Genomic DNA, 25,490 nt, shown 5'->3' on the forward strand with positions numbered 1-25,490 from the left:
ACCTCGATTACAAGCATACTACAGTCAATGCCCCATTTCTAGTGCCTCTTTATTGACCTTGTAATGACGGTGAAATATCATCTCATTTTTTGCAGCAATTGGTTCTATTTGAATATAGCCCTTATCCACTAAATATTCGACAAACACTTCTAAATCTACTGAGTAATTCATGAGCTCATGATGGTCATGCAATTCCTGAATCGTCCACATGTCTTTCGTTTGCATAACTTCTAATATATGCTGTGCACCATCACGTGTACGAGAATGAATTAAAAACTCACTTGCTAAAAACAATAATTCTAAGCGCTTTTCTATTGGCTCATTACTCGTCACTAGCTCTTCATACAGCTTGTAGATAGCAGGCTCTATTTTTTTCACTTGTGCCCAAACAGTAACTTCAGGGTATAGTCCGCTATCTATAATAGAAAGACGACCCAAATGATGTAATGAATCGACTACGTGATTATAAGCATCCAAGTAACTTCCTTTATCGAAGTATTCTTTCCCCTCCAGATATCTGCGAATTAACTTTGAGAATTGGATGCCTGTTTTAATTTTACGACCGCTATACGGGAATTCTTGCAATTCTATTTTTAATTTATGCAAAAATTCATTACGATCAAATAACACCCTTCCAAAGAAAATCCAATCGACTACCTTCTTATTAGAACCGATGAGCAACCATTTTCGTATTAACTTCTCTGTAACTGTATGTAGAGCTACTTTATTTCCTTCATATAAGTAATGTTTCGAAAAAACTGGCTGCTCTGCTTCTTTTACGATAATTAATAAAACTGTATCAAATGTATCTGTAACGTTACTATGTTCCGCACGCTTCTCCACTAAAATTACGCCTAATGTATTCGACTGACTCGCACGTTCTTGGTAGATTGGACGCAATACCTGCTCCATGTTCAGCCCCCCTTTATTCATATAGGTTCTCTTGTTCCGTTAAAAATTCGACATACTCTAAAAGTATTCCTTCTTTCATTCATCTCAAAGCTAAAATACTTCGCCCTTATATGTTATAGTAGATTTTAGATTGGGAGGCAAGATGAAATATGAAACCTTACAAAAGTAAAATTAATAAAATTCGTTCATTCGCATTAGCACTAATCTTCTTCGGTTTTATTGTCATGTACGGAGGAATTTTCTTTAAAAATAGCCCGATATTAGTTTTAATTTTCATGTCATTAGGTGTTTTATGTATTATCGGTAGCACAGTCGTATATGCTTGGATCGGGTTGCTTTCAACAAGAGCTATTCAAGTGGAATGTCCTAATTGTCATAAACATACAAAGGTTTTAGGGCGTGTTGATATGTGCATGTACTGTAATGAACCACTAACGCTCGATCCAACTTTAGAAGGTAAAGAGTTCGATCAATCCTATAATAATAAAACAAAAAAATCCTAGCCCTTGTAAGAGCTAGGATTTTTATTGTACTTTAGCAGTAGCAACTTTACATGATGGACAAGTGCCGTATATCTCTAAACGATGCGAGTGCACATCAAAACCAGTTACCTGTGATGCAAAATGCTCTATTTCGTCGAGTCCTGGATAATGGAAATCGACGATCTTACCACAGCATTCACAAATCATATGGTAATGGTCATTTGTCACGAAATCAAAGCGACTTGAAGCATCCCCATAAGTCAGTTCTTTCACAAGACCCACTTCACGAAATACGCGCAGGTTGTTATAGACAGTCGCTACACTCATATTAGGGAACTTTCCCTCAAGTGCTTTATAAATTTCATCGGCAGTAGGATGTGCCATTGATTGAATAAGATATTCCAAAATAGCATGACGCTGAGGAGTAATACGAACACCAGTTGTTTTTAACGTGTCCAGTGCATCCTGTAAATGCGTTGCAGACATCGTCATGCACCTCTTCCATAAGTATTATTAATTTATAATTGTTATAAATAGTGTATCCAATTCGCACTACTTCGTCAACAATCACACATTGCTTATTCTCAATAAATCAATGGCTGGCCCTTAATATCCTCTAGATAAATCCATCGTATTTTCTAAATCCGTGTCACCCTTCAGCCATTTTGTTAGGTTTGGCTTGAAAATTTCTAAGCTTCGTTCAACATAACGAGAAGAATGGCTAGATACATGTGGTGATACAATGACATTCGGTAACGTCCATAATGGATTGTCCGTTGACAGAGGCTCTTCTTCAAAGACATCTAAAACGGCGTAACCAATTTGCTCTTTTTTGATTGCTTGAATGAGTACCCTTTCTTCCACTAAATTGCCTCGACCAAAATTCATGAAGATGGCGCTATTTTTCATAGCAGCAAAATGCTCTTCTTTTAATAAATGGGTCGTTTCTTTTGTTTTTGGTAACACCGAAATAACGATATCCGCATTAGGTAAGGCCTCTTTTAATTGAGCGAAGCTAATCATCGTATCCATATACGCCGCTTCTTTTCCAGAGCGGTTGCAGCCAATCGTCGTCACGCCAAAAGCCTGCAATAAACGCCCAACTTCTGAACCAATCGCTCCTGGGCCTAAAATAAGCGCCGTACTATCTCGTAATTCCGTTTGCTGCGATTTTTTCGACCATTCACTTTTCTTTTGCTGCTCATACATCCAAGGTAACGCACGTTTAATCGCTAAAATATGGGCAAGCATTGATTCAGCCATTGGTGTTTTATGAATACCACGGACATTCGAAACTAAAATCTCACGTTCAATAATCGCTTGAGCTGGCATTTTTTCTATACCTGCCGAGGCAACGAAAATCCATTTTAGCTTTGTCGCATATTGGATACTTTCTTCTGTTAAATCTTCGCCATATGTAACTAAAACATCCGCTTGTTGAAGAACTTCATTCGATAAGCCACTTTTGAAGATAAAATCAACCTGTGGAAATTCTGCTAATAACGGCTCTCGTAAATCTGGTCTAGGTTCAAATGTAAAATAGATTTTCACTTTGCTGCCTCCAGTTCTGCTAAATAGGTATACACTTCTTCAATATGATTTTTTACACGTACTTTACGCCAAGCTTTTACAAGCTTACCCTCAGTATCAATTAAAAACGTTGAACGCTCTATGCCCATATATTCACGTCCATACATTTTCTTTAAAACCCACACACCATATGCTTCAGCAACGGTATGATCGTCATCAACTAATAAGGAAAATGGTAAACCATGCTTATCAATAAATTTTGTATGTTTGTTTGCGTTATCTGGACTAACACCCAGAACAACAGCATTTAAATGACTGAAGTCCTCGAACTTATCACGAAAATCACAGGCCTCCGTCGTGCAGCCTGGTGTCATATCTTTGGGATAGAAGTATAAAATAACATTCTGTCCTTTAAAATTAGCTAACTGCACCATTTCTCCCTTTTCATTCATTAGAGAAAAATCTGGCGCCTTTTGTCCCTCTAGTAAAGTCATAACAATCTCCTCCTCTGTAGGTTCTATTTTACTCTAAGTAACAAATCAAGTCATATCCCTTAATTTCTTTGGATTTCTTACAACGATAGGTCTACAATAGATTACGTATAAAAAGTTAGGAGGCAATTCTATGAATCACGCAAAATCTGAAGCAATACATGCAGAGGCTATACAGCATATCGTGGGTGGTGTAAACAGCCCTTCTCGTTCATATAAAGCAGTAGGCGGCGGTTCTCCTGTGGCAATGGCTCGAGGAAAAGGCGCTTATTTTTGGGATGTAGATGGCAATCGTTATATCGACTATCTAGCAGCATATGGACCAATCGTTACTGGTCATGGCCATCCTCATATTGCAAAGGCCATTACACATGCAGCTGAAAATGGTACATTGTTTGGAACGCCGACTGAATATGAGGTTACTTTCGCAAAAATGCTAAAAGAAGCCATCCCATCTATGGACAAAGTGCGTTTTAACAACTCTGGTACTGAGGCTGTTATGACAACTATTCGTGTTGCACGCGCCTATACAGGCCGAACAAAAATCATGAAATTTGCTGGTTGCTACCACGGTCACTTCGATTTAGTATTAGTAGCTGCCGGTTCTGGCCCAGCAACATTAGGAACGCCTGATTCAGCAGGTGTAACAACTTCGACTGCTGAAGAAGTTATTACTGTACCTTTCAATAGCCCTGAAGCCTTTACAGAAGCTATGAATAAATGGGGCGAGGAAATTGCTGCGATCTTAATTGAACCAATCGTAGGGAACTTCGGTATTGTGGAACCAAACCCAGGTTTCCTTGAATTAGTACATGCGACAGCAAAAGAAAAAGGTGCCTTAACGATTTACGATGAAGTCATCACAGCCTTCCGCTTCCACTATGGCGGTGCTCAAAATTTACTCGGTCTAACACCTGATCTAACAGCACTGGGTAAAGTTATTGGCGGTGGCTTACCAATAGGAGCATACGGTGGTCGTAAAGAAATTATGGATACAGTTGCTCCCCTCGGCCCTGCATATCAAGCAGGTACGATGGCTGGAAACCCTGCCTCTATGCAAGCGGGGATTGCCTGCCTAGAAGTGCTACAAACACCAGGTATTTACGATGAAATGGATCGATTAGGTGGAATTCTAGAAGAAGGTATTTTAGCTGCTGCCAAGAAGCATGGCGTAACCATTACGTTAAATCGCCTCAAAGGGGCACTAACGATTTACTTTACAGATGTGAAAGTAGAAAACTACGACCAAGCTGAAAACTCTGACGGTAAAATCTTTGGTCGTTTCTTTAAATTGATGCTTGAGCAAGGTATCAATCTAGCTCCTTCTAAATATGAAGCATGGTTCTTAACAACAGAGCATACGGAAGCAGATATTCTTGAAACTATTAAAGCTGTAGATACTGCGTTTTCTCAATTGTAAGCATGTGACAATACAAAGGCGACTTGTTAGTAAAAGTCGCCTTTTTCATATCAAGCATACAAATCTATGTATTTTATGTGCACTTCCTTCTATAATGTAAAGAAACTAAAAAATATTAGACAGAAAGGACATCTTTATGAAATTAGGTGCCCGTGTATTTAAAACTGGTGTCGCTATTGTCTTAGCACTGTTTATCGCAGAGTTATTAAAGCTACCTTCACCTGTTTTTGCTGGAATTGCAGCCATTTTTGCGATTCAGCCTTCTATTTATCGTTCATATCAAACTATTGTAGAGCAAGTGCAGGCAAATATTATAGGTGCGACTATCGCCGTTATGTTTGGCTTACTCTTTGGCCATCATGTTGTTGCCATTGGCATAGCCGTCATAATAGCTATTGGTTTAATGTTGAAGTTTAAACTTGAAAAATCGCTTTCGTTGGCGTTGGTGTCAGTCGTGGCTATTATGGAATTTCAAGGCGATGACTTCTTAACGTTTGGATTGATACGCTTTGTTACTATATTAGTTGGAGTGTTAGCAGCATTTGTTGTTAACCTTGTTTTCCTACCACCGAAATACGAGGTAAAGCTATTCCGTAAAATCTATATTTTACAGGACGATATTATTCGTTGGACACGACTTGCTGTACGTCAGGCTTCTGAGCATACATCCACAAAGGGAGCATTAAGTAAATTTAAAAGCCGTATGTTGCGCGTGGATACGCTGTATGATTTATTCAAGGAAGAGCGTAATTACTTCAAAAATAAAAAGTATGTGAAAGCACGTAAACTTGTAGTCTATCGTCAAATGATTTTAACTTCCAAAAAAAGCTTAGAATTACTACAGCGTTTGCATAAGCATGAAAACGAATTGGCGCAGCTACCTACGCAATTTCACTTGATGATACAGGAGCGACTTGATTCCTTATTAACATACCATGAACAATTGCTCTTGAAATATACAGGTAAATTAAAGCCTGAGCATTCACAGTGGAGTAAAAGCATCGACTATGTCCAACGCAATGAACTGATGGAAATTTTCATCAAGCAAGTCAACTTTGCTCGTGAAGAAGGCGATATGGAATTTTCTAGCTATCACCTACTTTATATACTATCGCGTATTTTAGATTATGAGGAAAATCTAGAGCATCTAGATACACTCATCGTATCCTATCAAAGTCATCATGGACATGAAATCAATGTAGAATTTGAAGAAGAATTCATTTAACTAGCGTTTTAAGCGACAGATGATCTTAAATCAAAGGGAGTTTGAACACCCGCTAAATCAAGATCAATCTGTCGCTTTTACTATACAAAAAAATCCTCCAAGTAGTGACCTACTTTAGAGGAAGGGTGTTAGTTTCGCAATGTTAGCAGCTGTTGCTCTGCTTGCTGACGTTTTACCGTTTGCTCATCACGTAAATGCTGATAATTTTCAATACCTGAAACAATAATGTCCCACATTTCTTCAAGGCTCTGTGTTGGGCCTGATTGCTGAGCCATAGCAGTGCTTAATTGCACCGCTTCATCGCTAGCTCCTCCGAATTGCTTCATACGATTTTCAAAGGCTGATGCAGATTGATTTTGTAATTGTTGTCGCCTATCATTCACCGCATTCATTAATCCCATTTTAAAAACAGGGATGGTCTTAACAAAAGCGCCATTAATTTGTTCAATCAGTTCACTATTGCCATGACGTAGCATTTCGATTTGCGGAGCTGTTAAAATGGCGACCATACGTGATTTTTCTAATTCATCTATTTTCTGTCGGAGCATTTCAGCAATTGCTTGCAAACTATTCAGCTCCATTTTCGCCACCTGATTACCAGCCTCGCTCTGCTTTTCATACATCGGAATCAATGTTGTTTGTACTTCATGTAATTTTATATCAGTAGCTACGATATATTTTTCTAGTTCAAGATAGTACATCAAGTCCTCGTTATATAATCGTGCAAGTATTCGATTATCCTTCGCTAATTCCTCTTCCATCAACACAAAATGATAATGAATTTTCTCAATATCTCTACCCAGTACATTGTATTTGGCAAATAAATCTTCATCATTTTTGGTTTTACGTGCAAATAGCTTTTTAAAAAAGCCCTTTTGCTCAGTAAAATCTTTTTTATCAAATGTCTGCATTAGAGCCTCAAGCTGCTTAAATAATTCATTTGATTCGAAGGATGTTGAGCGGGTGATAATAGCTAAAATCTGATCTGCAAATGTAGCTAATTTTGTCGCTGGCTCTTTTCCCAGCGCCAATAGTTCTAACTGATTTTTCACATTGATTCGATTAGCAATTTGCTGAACCTCTGCATGGTCTCGCAACTGTTCTTTGACGGCATCAGCGGTTTCTAAGGTCAGCTGCTCCAACGTCTTCGAGATATTTGACATTCGTGCCGCCTCCTTCCTGCCATTAGAAAAAACGATTAAAGAGTTTTTTAATGATTTTATCGGGTGCAGTTTTTTGCTGTTTTGGTTCTTCATAGGGCAAGTCAAATAGCATATGTTCTAAACGATGTACATCGAATGTATCCTCTTGCAAATGCTTTTCTAAGTCAAGTTGGCCTGTCGGATTATAAAATATAATATCCATACCAAAACGATTTAGAAATGCCAATAATGCCATATCCTCACGTGATAAAGCTGGTTGCTGAGGTGCTTGATATAATACCAGTTTGGGTACATCTTGTGAATAATCAAAGCTTTGCATTAATCGCAGGATATCCTGAGGAATCATGGTCATTTGTTTGAATAAAAATAACTGTAAATCATATAAAGTCTCATTTGGCTGTTGTTTCAACATGGGCTGCTCACAGGAAGTTTTTATCGTGTGGGCGATTGCACGCTGTAGCTCCAATGTTAACTCACCATATTGCCACCAATCACTTTGCATAATACGCTCTACTGACAGCTCCCCATTCACTAAGCAATGCTTATAATGAAAATGAAAATTGGCTCTGCTTGTTGCTGCATAAGGAAATTCCTGTACAAAAACGGTTTGCGAACTTACCAGTAATTGATGCATTTGATGCCAGTATTCTTCTCTTTGGCTTGAAACACCACTAATTTTTGCAAATATAACTGGGATGATTACCTCATCTCCAATCACTTCAAACTGCGGTCGAACCAAAGCCTTCTCTTTTGCATAAATAAAAATATCATCATATGTCATCCGTAATGTTAATGAACGTGGCATAAAATCTTTAAACTGCCAAGGCTTATAGACACCTGATTGTTGATCATGCATTAATTGTTCAAAATGCTGACTAGAGCGATAACCTACCGTTGCCTGCCGATCACGAAGCTTATCAGGAAATGGCTGTAAAGTTGTTTGATTAGCATATGCGTACGTGATAGAGAATGTATCGGTAGGGTCAATCTCTGCCAATTCATCTATTTTCGCTGGATGGAAAATTAAAACGTCACAGCCAAGCTCCATTAATAGTAATAAGAAATAACGCTGACTTATAGTGGTTTCCCCATACCAAACAACTTTAGGAAAATCATCCGTTGGTTTCATGGATTTTGTCCATATAATCCAATGGTTTTTTAGCCACTTCACCATATCAATTAAAAATCGGCGAAAATCATTTGCTAGCAGACCTAACGATTGTTGTTGTTGAAATAGTTCTACTACTTTAATGGTCGCTAGTTGTAAATGGCGATTCATAACACCATCATCATGCTTTGGTATTAACTGATGACCATACATCATCGCCACTAGACGATTAATAGATAGCCCTTTTGGTGTTTGTTGATGCTGCGATAAAATTGTTTGTATGGCTTGAAAATCCTTTTGTTCAATATGCTTATTTAATTCTTCACTTAAAATATGGATATTAGCGTTTTGTGACAATGTAAATAACGAATTGAAATAATCATCTTCTTCGATTGGTACACCTAATACACGAACAGCAATCCTACTAAAACTAACTTGTTGTGCTGTTTCTTCATAAAATGCACGATCCTTTGGTGAATCTTGAAACGCCTGTAGCCAATCATCAGGATGACGCTCCAACACTGATTTAATTGTGATTGTTTGCATACAAACGCACCTCCTAAAATCATCCTCAGCATATGCTGAAGCATTCATTTGTCATAGGACGACTCTACCTTATGACAAAAATAATTGAAAGCTTATACTATTGTCTGTTGTGAAGTCATCTGTAAAACCATATCTAGCAAATCTTTAGTAAATGCTTCACCATTGTAAGCCGAGTAAGTTGTATTTTGTAAAACTTTTGGCTGTTTATCCTTTAAATCTCCATGATTCGGTGTAAAAGCTAAATCAGCCATTGCCAGCATTCCGTAATCCATAATAGAATCCCCTGCCGCTATATGCACATCGTATGTACAGAACTCTTTCATATATTCGATAGCCGCTTCCTTCGTCAGTACCTTAGGCATAAAATACAATTTTTCACCTTGTAAAAGAACATACCAGCCGTACGTATCAAACTCTTGAATCATAGCTTGTAATTCCACGTGTGGTAAAGTTTCAAGATCCACATGGTGTACATAAAACAGATCATCTATATACAAAGAACGTTGTAGCCATGTATCGGATTTAATTGATTGAAAATGCTTTAACAGATCCTCTCGTGGGATTGAAGAATCCTCAATACGTCTACATAGTGTTTTCGTCCATTTTTCAGAGGGCTGGCCCTTTTCTAATATTGTACCCCCATTGCTTGTAATTGCAAAAGCAGGACACATATCACTAATAAAATGAATTCTTTTATATTGATGTAATGCCCTAGTCGTAACAGGTACAAATATTGTTTGTTGGTGTATTTGTTGCAATAGAGATGCTGTTGCCTGCGTCATCATGCTCATTGCTTTCTCCGCCTTGTGTTCAACGACCACTGTCTCTGTAACCGGCGGAAAACTCTCCATCATACGTTGAGAATAAATAAGCGTTCTATCTAAATCCGATGTAAATAGTATCATCATAATCTCCTCTATAATGCTTTGATTAAGCCACAACATGCATAGGACATATTCGAATATTCTTCTACCTGTACATTTTTTTCTTTGGCTAATAATAAAATATGTTCCAGTTCATGCAAGTACTGTGGATTAATTAAAATTTTCCAAGGTAACCGTCGAAGCAACACTCTAGTCGTCTCACCTACACCTGGTTTGATGAAATGAATATTCTCAATGCCAAAATCGCGTTGAATCTTTTGCACAGACTTCATGCCCTCCCAAGTAATAGGAGCGATGACCTGCTCTTGAAATTGTTGCAATATCGTACTCTGTACATGTTCAAAGCATGAGACGATACGTTCTATGTAAAGGTTAGAGACATCCATATCTTCTAACTCTTTGTAGTATTTAGCACCATGAAAGTCATTTGCATCCATGAACTGTAAATTTAACACTGTTCTACTCACCAATCCAGATACAGTCGAATTTAAACAAGCAGACGGGATTAAAAAGTCTTGACGAGTTCCATAGATGGCAGCACAATGCCCGGGATCAGCCAATACGGCTAAATTGGCATTTAATTGTCTGGGCTGTTGCGCATTAAATTTTTGACAGGATTGGATTAATTCATTGGTAATTGCCCCTTTTCCTGTCCAACCATCAATAAATTGAAGATTTCCTAGGGGATGCTCTGTCAAAATGTAACGGATCGCTACCTCATCAAACCCTCGACCACGTAGTATAGAAATAGAGTAATGTGGAATATTCACCCTATATCGCATGGCAATATACCGTTTGATTAAAATGCCAATGGGTGTACCTGCCCTTGCTAAACTAACAAGCACTAAGTTTTCTAACCCTCTATTTTCAATGATGTGCTCTGCCACCACTCCAACAGCGATGGCTATTCTCTCTGCATGCGCATCTAACGTTTTATAAAAAAGATTCATATAGGTGTTAGATGGTTGCCTTTCCATTGGTAGCATTTCAGAATAATGTGTGCCTGATTGAATAAGCTGTTCACGTTTTTCATTATCCAGTTCAAGATAAACATGCCCAATATCACGCAATAAAAATAGAACATCCTCTGGTGCATAGCTCCCCATTTTGTCTGGCTGCAAAGTTGAAATCATTGTTCTACCTCCCATTCATGCATACAAATCACGTAGACCTTGGCGTTACTTAATATTTGTAACTCATTTACCACACGAGCAACAACCTCTTTACTTGCTATACGTTCCACCATAAAGAAAAGTTCCGTGTAGGACTGGCTTTGTATATTATATAAATAATTATCAACGCCATTATTCTCTGGACTTTCAAAGGCTATTTTTTCAGTAATCGTGTATCCTAAATCGTCCGTACAATAGATCGGACTACGAGTAGTTGATTGAAAATAAACGTCGTTTCCTAAATAAGAGGCAATTTGCATAGGGACATACATAAACTCACCTGTTCCAATAACTAATGCCGGACCATCTGTACGAAGCTTTTGTAATTGCTTGGCGATGGTCTGTAACATTTTCTTTTGTTGAAAATGCTGTTTTGACGTGAGCATAAATCTCCCTGTTGCTACTATATAGGGTTGACTATTTACGAATTTATTCTCAGCAATAGATCGATAAAACTTACGATCAATAGATTCTTGAATTGGCCATAGTGTCAGATTATTTGTAGGTTGTGTTAGTATATTAGGCTGTGTGCTCGTTAAGCTTGGTATACCAGAACAGTTAAAGTGTCCACACATGATTGAGATGAACACAATGGAAATACCCCATTGCTCTTCTAATTGCTGAAAAATCTTTTGTTGCTGTTCAGAACACCAATCTAAAATAGAGAGCACAGCATACTGCTTAACTAACGGAAATTTCCGTCTTAATGTTTGAATGATATTAATAACCGTATTACCAGTAGTAATCTCATCATCAATTAACACAATGCGTTTAGCTTGTAGTAACACTTCTGGCTCCTCAGTATAAATTCTATGGCTTGTCGCATGGGAGTGTTCTTCCTCAAATGTAACAAATGGTTCAAAATCGGGAAGCACTTCACGTGTTGTGTGAATATACATTGCATTCGAATCGTATGCGTTAAATACCGCATGTCCTAGTGCAGTAGCTGTCTCGGCAAATCCAACGAACAATGTTTCTTGTGCTAACTCGAGGCTACCCTCTGTAGAATTTTGTACTTCTGACAAACCCGCACCCTCTTTTAAAGCTTTAACGACTGCTGATGAAGCTGCTACTTTTTGTCCAGTAAGATGCTGATGATACATCATGGCTAGCAGGGTCCCTGTCAGTAAGGGCACTTGCGGGCGCACAGCTAAATGTTTACCAAGTACGGTGCTTACAAACAAAAATTGCCTTTTCTTATTAATACGAGCTGCCATTTTAAACAAGTCGGTTAGCGCAAAATTATGCGGATTGTGGGTAATTTCAATATCGATTGAATAATCCGGTAAAATGCTTAATTTACTCATTTGTTGTTGCATAAACACTACCACCTATTTCTGAATTTAATAAGAGTGAGGCAAAATCGACAGATTCATGATAGACACCATAGACTTGTGCCTGTTTTAATATTCGCTGTGCCCATCTCATATGTGGTTTGATTTCATTCATCTTGTTCGCATAGTGACTTTTCATCACACCTTTGCGACCATCATTATTCTCTACAATACTTAGCGCATCTAAATATTCTTCATAGGAAATGACATAGAGGGCATGAACAACACGGATATGACTAGGATGAATAATTGTTTTTCCCACAATACCATTTTGTTTATCCATTAACACTTCTTTCATTAATCCATCTAAACAATCGTCTAATAATGCTTTCCTCGTATCAAGAGCTCCCTTTTCACTAAATGGTGTTTCTCTTAATGCAGGCTTTAATACACGCTGATTACTAAAATACTCCCACACAGGCCCCGAGATAACAAACCCATCTTCCTCACGACCAAGGACGTTGACAATATCTGCAATACAATCACGGATCACACTGATATCATAAATGGTCGAGTCCATACGACGACGAATTCCATAAATGCCACAGAAATCAGTGGCACCAATACGTACATTTAATACACGAGCTCTGTATTGATGTAGCACTGCCTTAATGTCTAATAATGCTTCCATGCGAGATTCCTTATATAGCACCTCACGGCTCTCTAAAATTGGCATACCATATAGAATTAAGTCATTTTCTAAAATTGTTTGTTCAAGAAGCTCAAAATAACGGGCGCCCTGTGCTGCTGTAAACTTTGGAAATACATAGCCCGTTAGTATTTCTTGCTTTTTCCCTAAAATAGTTGTTAATCTTTGAAATTGCTCAACATGACGTACACGAATAAAAAGTAATGGTAGATCCTGAAGTAATAATTTTTTTTGTTGATAGAGTGCATATAGCTCACTAATATCCTCCATCAACTTCGCTTCACAATCTCGTAATTCTATATCGCCTACTGCATCCTCCAGATCAATGACGAGTGATGTGAGTTCTTGATATTTTTGTGATTGAATCAAACTCACAATTGCAGGCATAGAAGCTGGCATATACAGAGTCGCACCTAGAGCATATGATAAAATATCTGGCGTTTCCCACTTAGTAAAAGGCTGTGGCTTCTTAAAAAAAATCGTCTCTGCTTCTGTTGCAAAGTGTTGCATCTAATCCTCTCCCCGATAACTATGCCTTTTGTGAAAAAAGCACTGTATCAGCCTGTTCTATACAGACCAATACAGTGCCTTGTTTACACTGCTGTTTTCTTATTCACCTTGTGAACAACAAACGTCAATAAGAATGCAGCAATTAAAATAATAAAGAATACTTCATGTGAAAGATGGAATCCAAAAATACTAGCAAACATTTTCAATGCAATAATGGCAATTAAAATATAGGCAGTCGTTTCAAGTTCTGGTACTCGTTCAATCAATGAAAGAAATACACCAGCGATGGTACGCATCATAATAATGCCTAAAACTCCACCTAATAAAAGAACCCATACTTGATCGGATATGGCAAATGCCGCTAATATAGAGTCTACTGAAAAGGCGATATCCATTAATTCAACTGAAATAACAGTCGCCCAGAAAGTACCAAAGACTCGAACCATCCAACCTGTCTTCTTAAACTCGTGTGCGTCTCCTTCATCAGTGCTTTTATTTTTAAAATGTAATATGACTAACCACATTAAATAAGTTGCACCGATCACTTTAACAATAGAGAATTTTACGAGGTAAACGCCAATACCGATGAAGAGAAATCGGAAAAAATAAGCCCCAAACATCCCATACATTAGCGCTTTTTTCCGCTGATGCTGTGGAAGATGTTTAACAAGTACTGCTAAAACAAGCGCATTGTCTGCAGACAATAGCCCCTCCATAATAATCAATGAAAAAATAAGGCCCCATGATACTGGATCTGTTAAAACTTGTCCCCACATCTGCCAGTTAAAAAACTGTGCATATGTATTTAATATCTCGTTTATTACATCCACCGAAGATCCCCCGTCATGTACCTATACCCTACTCGTTACTGTAGGCCATATGCGTTGATTAATGCTGCTAGTCCACCCTGATAGCCTGAGCCTACTGCGGCAAATTTCCACTCGCCATTATGACGGTAAAGCTCACAAAATACAACGGCAGTTTCAATACTGAAATCTTCGCCTAAATCATAGCGTAATACCTCTGATCCCGAATCTTCATTTGTCAATCGAACATAAGCATTTAGTACTTGTCCGAAGTTTTGATGACGACTCTCAGCATCATAGATAGTAACCGTTACCACAATCTTTTCAATTTGAGGTGATACTTGCTTTAAGTTGACAAGAATCTTTTCATCATCCCCATCACCTTCACCTGTACGATTATCACCTGTATGAACAACAGATTGGTCTAGACTCGCTAAATTATTATAGAAGATAAAATCTTGTTCATTACGACATTTACCTGATGCATCTAGTAAAAATACAGATGCATCGAGGTCAAAGTCTTGCCCACCATCAAATTGCTTAACATCCCAGCCTAAGCCAATGCCAATGCTATTTAATCCTGGGTCTTGCTTGGTTAAATCAATACGTTGCCCTTTACTTAATTGAATAGCCATTCAAAATCTCCCTTTCTGTCCAAAGATGAAATTTTAGTTTACACTTAAGCCGTAATCATTACATAAAGCAGCTAAGCCACCTTGGTAGCCAGCACCAATTGCATTAAATTTCCATTCTCCATTATGGCGGTATAATTCCCCTACTACGATAGCTGTTTCAATACTGAAATCCTCGCCTAAATCATAACGGATAATTTCCTCGTTGGAAGCAGCATTAACAATACGAATATACGCATTAGACACCATTCCGAAATTTTGACTACGAGACTCTGCATCATGGATTGTTACAGTGAAGGCTAATCGTTGAACATGAGCAGGCACTTGCGTTAATGCAACTTTTACCACTTCATCGTCACCTTCACCAACACCCGTTAAATTATCGCCCGAATGTTCAACTGAACCGTTGCCACCTGTTGTATTGTTGTAGAAAATAAAGTCATTTTGATCAGCTACTTTGCCTGTATCAGCCAGTAAAAATACAGAAGAATCTAAATCAAAATCATTACCACCGTCATATTTATTTGTATCCCAGCCTAAACCTACAACAACATTTGTTAATCCTGGATTTGTTTTTGTTAAATCTACCTTTTGACCTTTTTGTAGTGAAATTCCCATACTCTTTATTCCTCCTATATAGTCATTTATTTATTGATATCTTCGAACAACATCGCCAAGTTTTATATCATTCGTTCCCGTACCAACTGCAGCAAATTTCCAGTCACTATTATGACGGTAAATTTCTCCACAGACTAACGTCGTTAAATTCGAATAATTATCAGTTAAATTATAGCGAATTAGTTCGCTTCCTGTCCTGTCATCATACACACGAATATATGCATTTTGAATCATACCGAAATGTTGATTACGACCTGCTGCATCATAAATGTTTACAACAAACACAAGCTTGTTATATTGCGTTGGTACAGACGATAGCTCAATTGTAATTACTTCATCATCGCCATCGCCGTCTCCTGTTAAATTATCACCAGAATGTCGAACAGAGCCGCAATTACTTGTTAATTTTCCAAAGTAAACAACATCGTCTCCCGCTATCACCTTATCATCTTGCAGCATTAAGACTGAAGCATCACAGTCTATGCTTCTGCCACTGCCACTATTTCTACTAGAAAATAAACCACCTAAAAAGCCGCCACTTTTCTCTTGCGCTACAGGGTCCCACCCTAAGCCTACTTTAATTTTATTTAAACCTGCGTTACCTTTTGTTAAATCAACTCGTTGCCCTTTTTGTAAATTAATCCCCAATTTTAACACCCTCCTCAAATATGTATTTCAACTGAAAGATTATATGGTAAGTAATAATCTACTAAAATAAAATTTTTCTACTTTTTAAGTCTAAAATAACGTGACAAAAAATTCAATTAATGGCTCCTAAAAGATATTTTCGCTTATTTTTAGAAAATTCCTCCTGTTACCTACTACTCTTTAAAACGACTTTGCTGTAAAAGAGTTCCTTTTATTCCCTTTCGTATAGATGGGCAAAATAGCTAAAAAAAAACCTTCTAACTAGTAGAAGGCTATAGTATTTAACTAACTTTTCATCTTTGGATCGAGTGCATCTCTTAGGCCATCTCCCATCAGGTTAAAGCCAAGAACCGTTAGCATAATTGCTAATCCTGGGAAAATCATAGTCCAAGGAGCATTTAATAAAAACTTTCGAGCATCTGCTAACATTTTTCCCCACTCAGGTGCTGGTGCTTGAGCGCCCAGTCCGAGGAAGCCTAATGCTGCTGCTTCGATGATGGCAGTCGCAATTGCAAGCGTTCCTTGTACAATAATAGGCGTCATAGAATTCGGCAAAATATGTGAAAATAAAATTCGTGAATCACGCATGCCGATTGCTTTTGCTGAGACAATATACTCTTCTTCTTTGACGCTCAACACTTTGGAACGAATTAAACGTCCAAAATTCGGTATGTTAATAATGGCAATGGCAATTAATGCATTTTGTAAGGATGGTCCTAGTACCGACACAACAGCAATCGCTAATAGCATACTAGGGAAAGCGAGCATAATATCAAAAATACGTGAAATAATTGTATCAATCCATTTACCATAATAACCGGCGATAATACCAAGCAAACTACCAACAATTACCGATAAAACAACTGAAAAAAAGCCTACCCATAGCGAAATTCGTGCACCATGAATGATTCTAGAAAAAATATCTCGCCCAAAATCATCTGTTCCAAACCAATGATCACCTGATGGTGCTAGTAAACGCTTCGATAAATCTTGTTCATTTATCCCTTGTGGTGCAACGAGCGGTCCTACTACAGCAAGTAATATAAAAAATATAACAATCCCTGCACCTATTAAAGAGATTTTGCTCTTTTTAAAGCTTCGCCAGCCCTCTAACCATGGACCGACCGCTCGTTCTTGAACTGGTGCTGCTTCTTTTTTTATGTCAATTGCTCCAGTCATCATTGCAGCTCCCTTCTATTTGTATTTAATACGTGGATCAATCACTGTATACAGTAAGTCCACGATTAAGTTAATCATGATGAAAATAAATGCAACGATTAGAATACCTGATTGAATGACAGGATAATCCCTGAAGCCAATCGCATCATAAATATAACGACCAATGCCTGGCCAACTAAAAATCGTCTCTGTTAGAATGGCTCCCCCTAGTAGTAACCCCGTCTGTAACCCGATTACCGTTATTACAGGAATAATAGCGTTCTTTAAAGCATGCTTATACACAACAATAAACATTTTTTGGCCTTTTGCTCTTGCAGTACGTACATAATCTGAGCGCATAACTTCTAACATAGAAGATCTTGTGATTCTTGCAATAATAGCCATAGGAATGGTTGCCAGTGCAACTCCCGGTAATATTAACCTCTTTACAACTTCAATAAATTGATCGAAGCGCCCTTGAATGAGCGTATCCAATAAATAAAAATGGGTTATAGAGGTTATTGGATTTCGAACATCCTCTCGACCAGAAGTAGGTAACCAGCCAAGCTGACTACTAAATGTCCACTGTTCCATCAAGCCTAGCCAGAATACAGGTACAGATACACCAACTAATGCCACCACCATCGCTGTATAATCGAACCAAGAATTTTGGAACCATGCAGAAATAATACCCGCATTCACCCCAATAACAATGGCAATAATCATTGCGAAAAATGCAAGTTCAGCTGTTGCTGCTAAGTATGGAAAAATTTCTTCTGATACAGGTAATTTTGTACGTAAGGAAACACCTAAATCTCCCTGAAAAATGCCTGCTAAATAACTAAAATATTGTGTATACCAAGGCTTATCTAATCCTAAACTTGCGTTTAACGCCTCGACCGCCTCTTTTGTCGCCTGTTGTCCTAAAATAACTTGTGCTGGATTACCAGGTATTGCGCGTATCAACATAAAGACGATAAAAGTCATTCCAAGCAAAACTGGGATTAGCTGGAGTAAACGTCTCCCCATATAGTGAAGCATCTTCATCACCTCTCTATGATTTTCATAATCTACTTTGAAGTCTTTATATACTGTTGAAAGGTTGAACCTTCACCAAACGATTTTGAATGTTTAGATGAGTGATCTTTCACACAGGAGAAAATGATTATCTATTACTAGAAAAGAATCTGCGAGATTTCCACGGCTTACCCGCAGAAAAGCAAGCAGATTCTTTTAAACTCCTCTATTCCATTACAAAATGAAGTTTACTCTTGAATATCTACTGCATCTAAACGGTCAGAACCTGTAGGATGCGCAATATAATTCGTCACTTTTGCATTAGCAGCTAAAATTGGAATAGAGTGAGCAAGTGGAACCCATGGAGCATCCTCAGAAATCATGACTTGAGCTTGCTTATAAAGTTCATTACGCTTGTCCTCATCAATTTCAGTTTGAGCAGCTGTCAATATTTTGTGTAATTCTGGATTGTCATAGAATGTATAGTTGTTAGAACCGATATTATCGCCGTCTAATAACGTGTATAGGAAATTATCTGCATCTCCATTATCACCTGTCCAGCCAAGTAAGAATGCATCCGCTTCACCATTTTGTGCTTTTTCTAAATAAGTAGCCCATTCAAATGATACAATTTTAGATTTAATGCCTACATCCTCTAAGTTCTTTTGAATCGCTTCTGCTACTTTTTGTCCGTCTGGCATGTATGGACGTGGTACTGGCATTGCCCATAGCTCAATTTCTTTACCATCATAGCCTGCTTCAGCAAGTAATGCCTTCGCCTTTTCAGGATCATACGTATAGCCTGTAACCTCATCGTTATAACCTGAAATTACTGGTGGCATTGGGTTTTTCGCTGGTTCAGCTAGTCCTTCATAAAATGCATCCACCAATGCTTGCTTATCAATTGCATAGTTGACTGCTTGACGCACTTTTACATTATCGAATGGTGGTCGAGTCACTGTTAAACCTAGATAACCAACGTTCATAGATGGACGTTCGATTAATTGTAATTTAGCATCGCCTTCGATTGTTGCTTTATCAGATGGACTTAAACCATCAGCCACATCAATATTGCCTGCTAACAAATCATTTAAACGCGCAGAGTTATCTGGAATAGAACGATAAATCACTTTATCTAATTTTGGATAGCCATCAATATAGTAGTCTGGGTTTTTCTCGATCGTTACAGAATCATTACGTACCCAGCTAACAAATTTGAATGGGCCTGTTCCTACTGGATTTGCAGATAAGCCTTCTTCATCTGCCTCAAATGCTGTAGGCGAAGCAATCGCAAATGGGGACATGGCTAAATTCTTTAGGAATGGTGCTTGTGGTTGACTTAACTTAAATACAACCTTATAGTCACCTTCAGCAGTAACTGATTCGATTACTTGTTTGTCTCCAACGACAAATTGGGAGCTAAAATAAGGATATTTATCAGTACTTGACTTCCAACGTTCAATATTTTTTACAACTGCCTCGGCATTAAAATCTGTACCATCATGGAACTTCACACCTTCTTGTAGCTCAAAAGTATAAGTTAATCCATCTTCTGAAGCCTCCCATGATTTTGCTAACCCAGGTTGAATCGTTACATCTTGTTCGCCAAAGTTTACTAATGTTTCATAAATATTAGCTGTTACCGTAAAAGATTCACCATCTGTAACAACAGCAGGGTCTAGTGCTACTGAATCTCCACCACGACCATACACTAATATTTTTGGTTCACCACTGCCAGCTGTATTGCCACCAGTTGATGTATCTTTACTACCCGTATCCTTAGTATCTGAGCCGCCACAAGCTGCTAAGATTGTCGAGAGAATAAGGAGTAGCATTACACCTAAAGTCCAAAGCTTCTTTTTCTTCATTAAATTTCCCCCTATGAGTTTTTTATATCATTGAATGTTGAAGCGCCTCATAAAGATGGCAAGCAACATAATGACCCGGTTTTACTTCTTGCATTTTAGGTACTACTTGTGAGCATTGCTCCTTTTTAAAAGGACATCTCGTATGGAAAGTACAACCGCTTGGCGGGTTTGATGCACTCGGAATATCTCCAGAAATAATGATCTGTTCCCGTTCAAACATCGGATCAGGAACAGGGACCGAAGATAAGAGTGCCTGTGTATATGGATGAAGCGGTTCAGCATATAAGTCCTCACTCGCTGTCAACTCTACTAATTTACCTAGGTACATTACGCCAACACGATTGCTGATGTGGCGCACTACCCCTAAATCATGGGAAATAAAAATATAAGTCAGCTTTAAATCCTTTTGCAGCTTTTGCAATAAATTTAATACTTGTGCCTGAATGGACACATCTAGCGCAGATACTGGCTCGTCCGCAATAATTAAGCGCGGGTTGGTCATCAAGGCTCTAGCAATTCCGATACGCTGCCTTTGCCCTCCGCTAAACTGGTGCGGATAACGCTTGATATGATATTCATTCAATCCAACAATCTCAAGTAGCTCCAATACCTTTTGTTTCCGCTCTTTGGCATTTCCTATGCCATGAACAATAAGGGGCTCCTCTAAAATTTTGCCGATGTTATGGCGCGGATTCAATGAGGCATAGGGATCCTGAAAAATCATTTGAATATCTCTACGTGCCTTCCTCATTTCATTATTGGATAATTCTGAAATTACTTTACCTGCGAATTCTATTTTACCTTCCGTTGGCTCCAATAAACGCATTAATAAGCGGCCTGTTGTGGATTTACCACAGCCTGACTCTCCAACAATGCCTAATGTTTCTCCCTCAAATACCTCAAATGAAACATCATCCACCGCCTTCACATCCCCGGCATGTGAATTCAGGACACCCTTTCGAATAGGAAAATATTTTTTTAAACCATCAACCTTTAATAACGCTTTCGACACGCTGTTCCACCCCCTGCTTCTCTAGTAAAAAACATCTCGATTTATGGTTCTCTGCTGCCTCAAATAAAGGTGGTGTTTCTTGTAAACAACGGTCCATCGTATGTTCACAGCGTGCCGCAAATCGACAGCCGACCTGGATGCTCCCAGGTTTTGGTACACTACCAGGAATAGAATATAGATTGTCCTTTTTATAACGCATATCAGGTACTGATTGAATAAGTCCCTGTGTATAAGGATGTTTCGGATTAGTAAAAACTTCTTGAATCGGTGCCTCTTCCACGATTTGTCCAGCATACATTACAATCACTCGCTCACAAGTCTCCGCTACAACGCCCAAATCATGTGTAATTAACAACACAGCTGTATTCAACCGTTTATTTAAGTCTTTCATGAGCTGTAATATTTGAGCCTGAATCGTCACATCTAATGCGGTTGTAGGCTCGTCTGCAATTAATACTTGAGGATCACAAACAAGTGCCATGGCAATCATAACCCTTTGACGCATTCCACCAGATAGCTGGTGGGGGTAATCCTTTAACAATTCCTCAGCCCGTGGTAAACCGACAAGTTTCATAATTTCAACCGCTCTTGCAAACGCATCCTTTTTCGACCATTTAGGATTATGAATTTGAATCGCTTCTTTAAGCTGGTCACCAATCGTAAACAATGGATTTAGAGAAGTCATTGGTTCCTGGAAAATCATCGCAATGTCTTTTCCACGTATTTTTTGCATTTGTTTATCTGTACATAGCGCTAGATTTTTGCCATCTAGCAAAATTTCGCCACCTGTTATTTTCCCTGGTGGTGATGGGATCAATCCCATGATGGACAGCGACGTAACGCTTTTTCCGCTTCCCGACTCTCCTACAATTCCTAAAATTTCTCCTTCATGGACAGAAAAATCGATATCATCTACAGCAGGAATTTGTCCATTATCTGTGAAAAAGGTTGTTTTTAAACCTTTTATTTCTAGTAGCTTCTTCCTCATGCGCAACGTCCCACCCTACCTATATTTTACTTAGTTGTATAATGTTATTAATAGCATACTATAACTTTTGTTAAATTCCCTATTTTCAGATAATTCTACCTAAAAATCTTTGCTCTTTCAATCACTAATATTCTCCAAATTACATAGTATTTCTACATTAATCTCATTTCATAATAACTAAATCTTATAAAGAGATAGTTTTTTCGCCTTTATAACAAAAAAGTAGCCTTCCATTTATCATTAAATGAAAGGCTATTTTGAAAAAATTCCATAAATCATATAATTTTTAATCTAAATGCTGTACTTGGAATAAATTATAATAGGTTCCTTGTCTGTTCATTAATTGTTCATGTGTACCATTTTCTATTAATTGCCCATGATCTATGACGAAAATCTTATCCGCATGGGTAATTGTAGACAGACGATGTGCGATGATAATGGTCGTCCGTTCATGAGCAAGTTTATCAAGTGATTCTTGAATCAATGCTTCACTTTCTAAATCTAACGCAGAAGTAGCTTCATCAAGAATTAAAATCGGTGGATTTTTTAAAAATACTCGCGCAATAGCAACCCGTTGTTTTTGCCCGCCGGATAGCTTTACACCTCGTTCTCCAACCTTTGTATCATAGCCATTAGGCAAACCCATAATAAAGTCATGTGCATTTGCAGCTTTAGCTGCCTCAATGACTTGTTCATCTGTTGCATCTGGTCGTCCCATTAAAATATTTTCTTTAACAGAATCACTAAAAAGTATATTATCTTGCAGAACAATACCAATCTGTGAGCGTAACGAATGTATAGTGACATCTCGTACATCGTGTCCATCAATCGTCACCTTACCACTTGTTGTATCGTAAAAACGAGGAATCAAACTGATAATCGTGGATTTACCACCACCACTCATCCCAACAAATGCAACAGTTTCTCCAGGATTAATCGTAAAATCGATAGCATTTAAAATAGATGCGCCAACTTTTTCATATTGGAAGGACACGTTGTGAAAGCAAACTTCCCCATTTGCACGTGGTAGTTCACGAGCATTGTCCTTGTTTTTCACTTCATAGGGCTCATCTATTAATTCAAACATCCGATCCATTGAGGCGATCGACTGCGTCAAAGTAGTCGAGGCACTTACAAGGCGGCGAAGTGGACCATACAATCGTTCAATATAAGCAATAAAAGCAACCATTGTTCCAACTGAAAGTGATCCATTTATGACTTGGTAGCCCGCATAGGCTATGACAAGCAATGGCGCTACATCCGTGATTGTATTAACTACTGCAAATGACTTAGCATTCCACTTTGTTTGGTCGAGTGCCTTTTCTAAAAATTCCCCATTTGCTGTATCAAATATTTTTTGTTCATGCTTTTCTAGCGTGAAACTCTTAATAATGCTCATACCAGCTACACGTTCATGTAAATAACTTTGTACACCCGCAAGTGCTTGAGAACGTTTACGGGTTAAAGCTCGCAGTTTGCCAAAAAAGTATTTCACACTTAATGCATAAAATGGGAAAGCGACTAATGCGACTAACGTCAGCTTTACATCCATTGTTAGCATAATGACAATCGCAATAATAATCGTCGCTAGGTCCAGCCAAACATTCATTAAACCCGTCATAACAAAGTTCTTCGTTTGCTCAACATCATTAATGACCCTTGATATAACATCTCCAGCACGTGTATTGGCATAATATTTTAAACTTAATCGCTGTAAATGTGCGTAGATTTCCTTACGAATATCAAACAACACCTTATTACTAACGTGTTGTGCAAAATATTGACGATAATACTCGATTGGTGGACGGATAATAAAAAACACAATAATGGTTCCGCCTAACCAATATAACAGCTCTTTTGTTTTATCTACATCTGTTAGGTCTTCTGCTGCAATAATATCATCTAACACAATTTTAATGAGTAGTGGAATAAACAGGGGAATAGCAAATTTCACTATACCAATGATAATCGTTAAAATAATTTCCCATGTATATGGTTTTACAAAGCGCATATACCGCTTTATGCTTCCCAACTTTTCATCACATCCTTACAAAAAGAAACAGACATTCGATTATGAATGCCCTACGTATTATAGCAATATTTTGATTAAAATACAGTTATATTGACTTTACAGCGAACTATTTTACTTCTCTCTTTACAGATGGCTGTACCAAACAAAAAAACACCTATTAGGTAAACTAATAGGTGTCACTAACAATCATCTGACTGCATATCAAGCTGGAACTTGTAACGATTTGTCCAGACATCGATGAAGTCGGGTGCAAATGGTCCTCTTTTTTGTTGAATCCAGCTTATTAATTTATCGACATTGCGCTTTAAAATTTTATCAATGACTTCAGGATAAGACATTTCCTTACGATGAAGCTCATATTCATCCTCATCTAAGAGGGTATAAGACATGTCAGGATAAACTTTAATGTCTAAATCATAGTCGATATATTTAATGGCATTATTATCGAAAACAAATGGTGAGCTTAGATTACAATAATAATACACACCGTCTTCACGTAGCATACAGATGATGTTAAACCAGTGTTCCGCATGAAAGTAACAAATAGAAGGCTCTCTCGTTAGCCATGTACGACCATCAGATTCTGTCACAAGGGTCCGTTCATTCGCACCGATAACGATATTCTTTGTTCCTTTTAAAACCATCGTTTCTTGCCAAACACGGTGGATACGGCCATTGTGCTTATAACTATGTATTTGTATCGTTTCTCCTTCTACCGGTAATGCCATTTTGAAGCCCACCTTTTCGTCTATGCTACCTAAATCTAGCAGTCTCTAGTATATTATAGCAATGTGTACGCGAAAGGTGTAGTTAGAAAACCACAAATTTCACTACGCCATTTTGAATTAGTATAAAATTTAGTCAATTAAAGCGATTTTTATAATCTTGTCAGCCTCAGTGGGATTATTTAATTAATTGCACAGCTATACCACTTTTAGAGGATTTTCTTAGCAATTAGAAAGGGGCTGTCTTTTTCATCTTTTCGGATTTTAGACAGCCCCTTAGAGGTAAATGCAGTTATGCAGTTACAAAGTGTTACTCACCTAAATCTTGGTTAGTTTTAGAGAAACGGCCTGAAGCTGGAGCTTTCTTTTGCTCTGCTTTCGCATTTTGCTTTTGCACTTCATTTACGTCCGTTTCATAACCAAACTCTTCACTTTGACGTTGCATGTTTTTATTCGGTTGGAAATTTTGGTTGTTTTGTTTTTTCATCCTTCATTCACCTCCACGCTAGTTATTGTGTACTGAGGTGATGACTTTTATGCTCATGAATTGATTATTTTAA

At 38.0% G+C, this 25,490-nt stretch carries 25 protein-coding genes; 3 read left to right on the plus strand and 22 right to left on the minus strand.

Annotated features, from left to right (window positions below):
* Window positions 1–24: 24 nt before the first annotated feature.
* The gene (locus V6670_RS19320) at window positions 25–912 is read right to left on the minus strand and encodes a nucleotidyltransferase-like protein (RefSeq protein WP_141905850.1); all 888 of its coding nucleotides are present in this window, start codon (window positions 910–912) and stop codon (window positions 25–27) included.
* Window positions 913–1,061: 149 nt separating this feature from the next.
* Between V6670_RS19320 and V6670_RS19325 the strand changes: the two genes are divergently transcribed.
* Window positions 1,062–1,415 (plus strand): YgzB family protein, encoded by a 354-nt coding sequence (locus tag V6670_RS19325; protein ID WP_004230509.1) that lies wholly within the window; start codon window positions 1,062–1,064, stop codon window positions 1,413–1,415.
* Between the two features lie 21 nt (window positions 1,416–1,436).
* Here the strand turns inward: V6670_RS19325 and perR are convergent, their stop codons facing one another.
* The 3 genes from perR to bcp all read right to left on the minus strand — a co-directional run bounded on the left by perR (window position 1,437) and on the right by bcp (window position 3,418).
* Window positions 1,437–1,880 carry a peroxide-responsive transcriptional repressor PerR gene (gene perR / locus V6670_RS19330; RefSeq protein WP_004230508.1) on the minus strand — a complete coding sequence of 148 codons (444 nt, stop codon included), beginning with the start codon at window positions 1,878–1,880 and terminating at the stop codon, window positions 1,437–1,439.
* Between the two features lie 120 nt (window positions 1,881–2,000).
* Window positions 2,001–2,945, minus strand: a complete 945-nt coding sequence (locus V6670_RS19335; protein WP_141905851.1) for a D-2-hydroxyacid dehydrogenase — start codon at window positions 2,943–2,945, stop codon at window positions 2,001–2,003.
* On the minus strand, window positions 2,942–3,418 hold the full coding sequence (gene bcp / locus V6670_RS19340) for a thioredoxin-dependent thiol peroxidase (protein WP_338651876.1): 477 nt from the start codon (window positions 3,416–3,418) through the stop codon (window positions 2,942–2,944). Before bcp ends, V6670_RS19335 begins: the two co-directional genes overlap by 4 nt.
* Window positions 3,419–3,548: 130 nt before the next feature.
* On the opposite strand from bcp, the gene V6670_RS19345 reads away from it, so the two are divergent.
* Both V6670_RS19345 and V6670_RS19350 read left to right on the plus strand, forming a co-directional pair.
* Window positions 3,549–4,835, plus strand: a complete 1,287-nt coding sequence (locus V6670_RS19345) for a glutamate-1-semialdehyde 2,1-aminomutase (RefSeq protein WP_338651877.1) — start codon at window positions 3,549–3,551, stop codon at window positions 4,833–4,835.
* Between the two features lie 136 nt (window positions 4,836–4,971).
* Entirely contained in the window at window positions 4,972–6,060 is a 1,089-nt protein-coding gene (locus tag V6670_RS19350; protein WP_036122179.1) for an aromatic acid exporter family protein, read from the plus strand.
* A gap of 128 nt (window positions 6,061–6,188) precedes the next feature.
* Here the strand turns inward: V6670_RS19350 and V6670_RS19355 are convergent, their stop codons facing one another.
* The 18 genes from V6670_RS19355 to V6670_RS19440 all read right to left on the minus strand — a co-directional run bounded on the left by V6670_RS19355 (window position 6,189) and on the right by V6670_RS19440 (window position 25,417).
* Entirely contained in the window at window positions 6,189–7,223 is a 1,035-nt protein-coding gene (locus tag V6670_RS19355) for a toxic anion resistance protein (protein ID WP_338651878.1), read from the minus strand.
* Window positions 7,224–7,245: 22 nt separating this feature from the next.
* The gene (locus tag V6670_RS19360; protein ID WP_036122183.1) at window positions 7,246–8,877 is read right to left on the minus strand and encodes a YceG family protein; all 1,632 of its coding nucleotides are present in this window, start codon (window positions 8,875–8,877) and stop codon (window positions 7,246–7,248) included.
* Window positions 8,878–8,969: 92 nt separating this feature from the next.
* Window positions 8,970–9,785 (minus strand): hypothetical protein, encoded by an 816-nt coding sequence (locus V6670_RS19365; protein WP_338651879.1) that lies wholly within the window; start codon window positions 9,783–9,785, stop codon window positions 8,970–8,972.
* Between the two features lie 8 nt (window positions 9,786–9,793).
* Window positions 9,794–10,894, minus strand: a complete 1,101-nt coding sequence (locus V6670_RS19370; RefSeq protein ID WP_338651880.1) for a cysteine protease StiP family protein — start codon at window positions 10,892–10,894, stop codon at window positions 9,794–9,796.
* Entirely contained in the window at window positions 10,891–12,252 is a 1,362-nt protein-coding gene (locus V6670_RS19375; RefSeq protein WP_338651881.1) for a phosphoribosyltransferase family protein, read from the minus strand. The genes V6670_RS19370 and V6670_RS19375 overlap by 4 nt, the downstream gene beginning before the upstream one ends.
* Window positions 12,233–13,426 (minus strand): HpcH/HpaI aldolase/citrate lyase family protein, encoded by a 1,194-nt coding sequence (locus V6670_RS19380; protein WP_338651882.1) that lies wholly within the window; start codon window positions 13,424–13,426, stop codon window positions 12,233–12,235. Before V6670_RS19380 ends, V6670_RS19375 begins: the two co-directional genes overlap by 20 nt.
* Window positions 13,427–13,509: 83 nt before the next feature.
* A complete protein-coding gene (locus V6670_RS19385; RefSeq protein WP_338651883.1) occupies window positions 13,510–14,256 on the minus strand; it encodes a TerC family protein in 747 nt (248 codons plus the stop codon).
* Window positions 14,257–14,291: 35 nt separating this feature from the next.
* On the minus strand, window positions 14,292–14,867 hold the full coding sequence (locus V6670_RS19390) for a TerD family protein (protein WP_338651884.1): 576 nt from the start codon (window positions 14,865–14,867) through the stop codon (window positions 14,292–14,294).
* A gap of 33 nt (window positions 14,868–14,900) precedes the next feature.
* A complete protein-coding gene (locus tag V6670_RS19395; RefSeq protein ID WP_036122212.1) occupies window positions 14,901–15,482 on the minus strand; it encodes a TerD family protein in 582 nt (193 codons plus the stop codon).
* A 30-nt stretch (window positions 15,483–15,512) separates the two neighbouring features.
* Entirely contained in the window at window positions 15,513–16,130 is a 618-nt protein-coding gene (locus V6670_RS19400) for a TerD family protein (RefSeq protein ID WP_036122214.1), read from the minus strand.
* A 285-nt stretch (window positions 16,131–16,415) separates the two neighbouring features.
* Entirely contained in the window at window positions 16,416–17,312 is an 897-nt protein-coding gene (gene nikC / locus V6670_RS19405) for a nickel transporter permease (RefSeq protein ID WP_036122217.1), read from the minus strand.
* 12 nt (window positions 17,313–17,324) lie between these two features.
* Window positions 17,325–18,329 (minus strand): ABC transporter permease, encoded by a 1,005-nt coding sequence (locus V6670_RS19410; protein WP_036122220.1) that lies wholly within the window; start codon window positions 18,327–18,329, stop codon window positions 17,325–17,327.
* A 224-nt stretch (window positions 18,330–18,553) separates the two neighbouring features.
* Complete coding sequence (locus V6670_RS19415; protein WP_338651885.1) at window positions 18,554–20,173, minus strand: ABC transporter substrate-binding protein; 1,620 nt, start codon at window positions 20,171–20,173, stop codon at window positions 18,554–18,556.
* Between the two features lie 22 nt (window positions 20,174–20,195).
* The gene (locus V6670_RS19420) at window positions 20,196–21,185 is read right to left on the minus strand and encodes a dipeptide ABC transporter ATP-binding protein (protein ID WP_036122226.1); all 990 of its coding nucleotides are present in this window, start codon (window positions 21,183–21,185) and stop codon (window positions 20,196–20,198) included.
* A complete protein-coding gene (locus V6670_RS19425) occupies window positions 21,160–22,173 on the minus strand; it encodes an ABC transporter ATP-binding protein (protein WP_338651886.1) in 1,014 nt (337 codons plus the stop codon). The genes V6670_RS19420 and V6670_RS19425 overlap by 26 nt, the downstream gene beginning before the upstream one ends.
* 286 nt (window positions 22,174–22,459) lie before the next feature.
* A complete protein-coding gene (locus V6670_RS19430; protein ID WP_338651887.1) occupies window positions 22,460–24,184 on the minus strand; it encodes an ABC transporter ATP-binding protein in 1,725 nt (574 codons plus the stop codon).
* Window positions 24,185–24,384: 200 nt separating this feature from the next.
* The gene (locus tag V6670_RS19435; RefSeq protein WP_036122234.1) at window positions 24,385–24,933 is read right to left on the minus strand and encodes a DUF402 domain-containing protein; all 549 of its coding nucleotides are present in this window, start codon (window positions 24,931–24,933) and stop codon (window positions 24,385–24,387) included.
* A gap of 307 nt (window positions 24,934–25,240) precedes the next feature.
* Complete coding sequence (locus V6670_RS19440; RefSeq protein ID WP_008173504.1) at window positions 25,241–25,417, minus strand: gamma-type small acid-soluble spore protein; 177 nt, start codon at window positions 25,415–25,417, stop codon at window positions 25,241–25,243.
* Between the last annotated feature and the right edge of the window lie 73 nt (window positions 25,418–25,490).

It is taken from the genome of Lysinibacillus sp. Y5S-8 (assembly GCF_036894365.1).
Taxonomy (GTDB): Bacteria; Bacillota; Bacilli; order Bacillales_A; family Planococcaceae; genus Lysinibacillus; species Lysinibacillus fusiformis_D.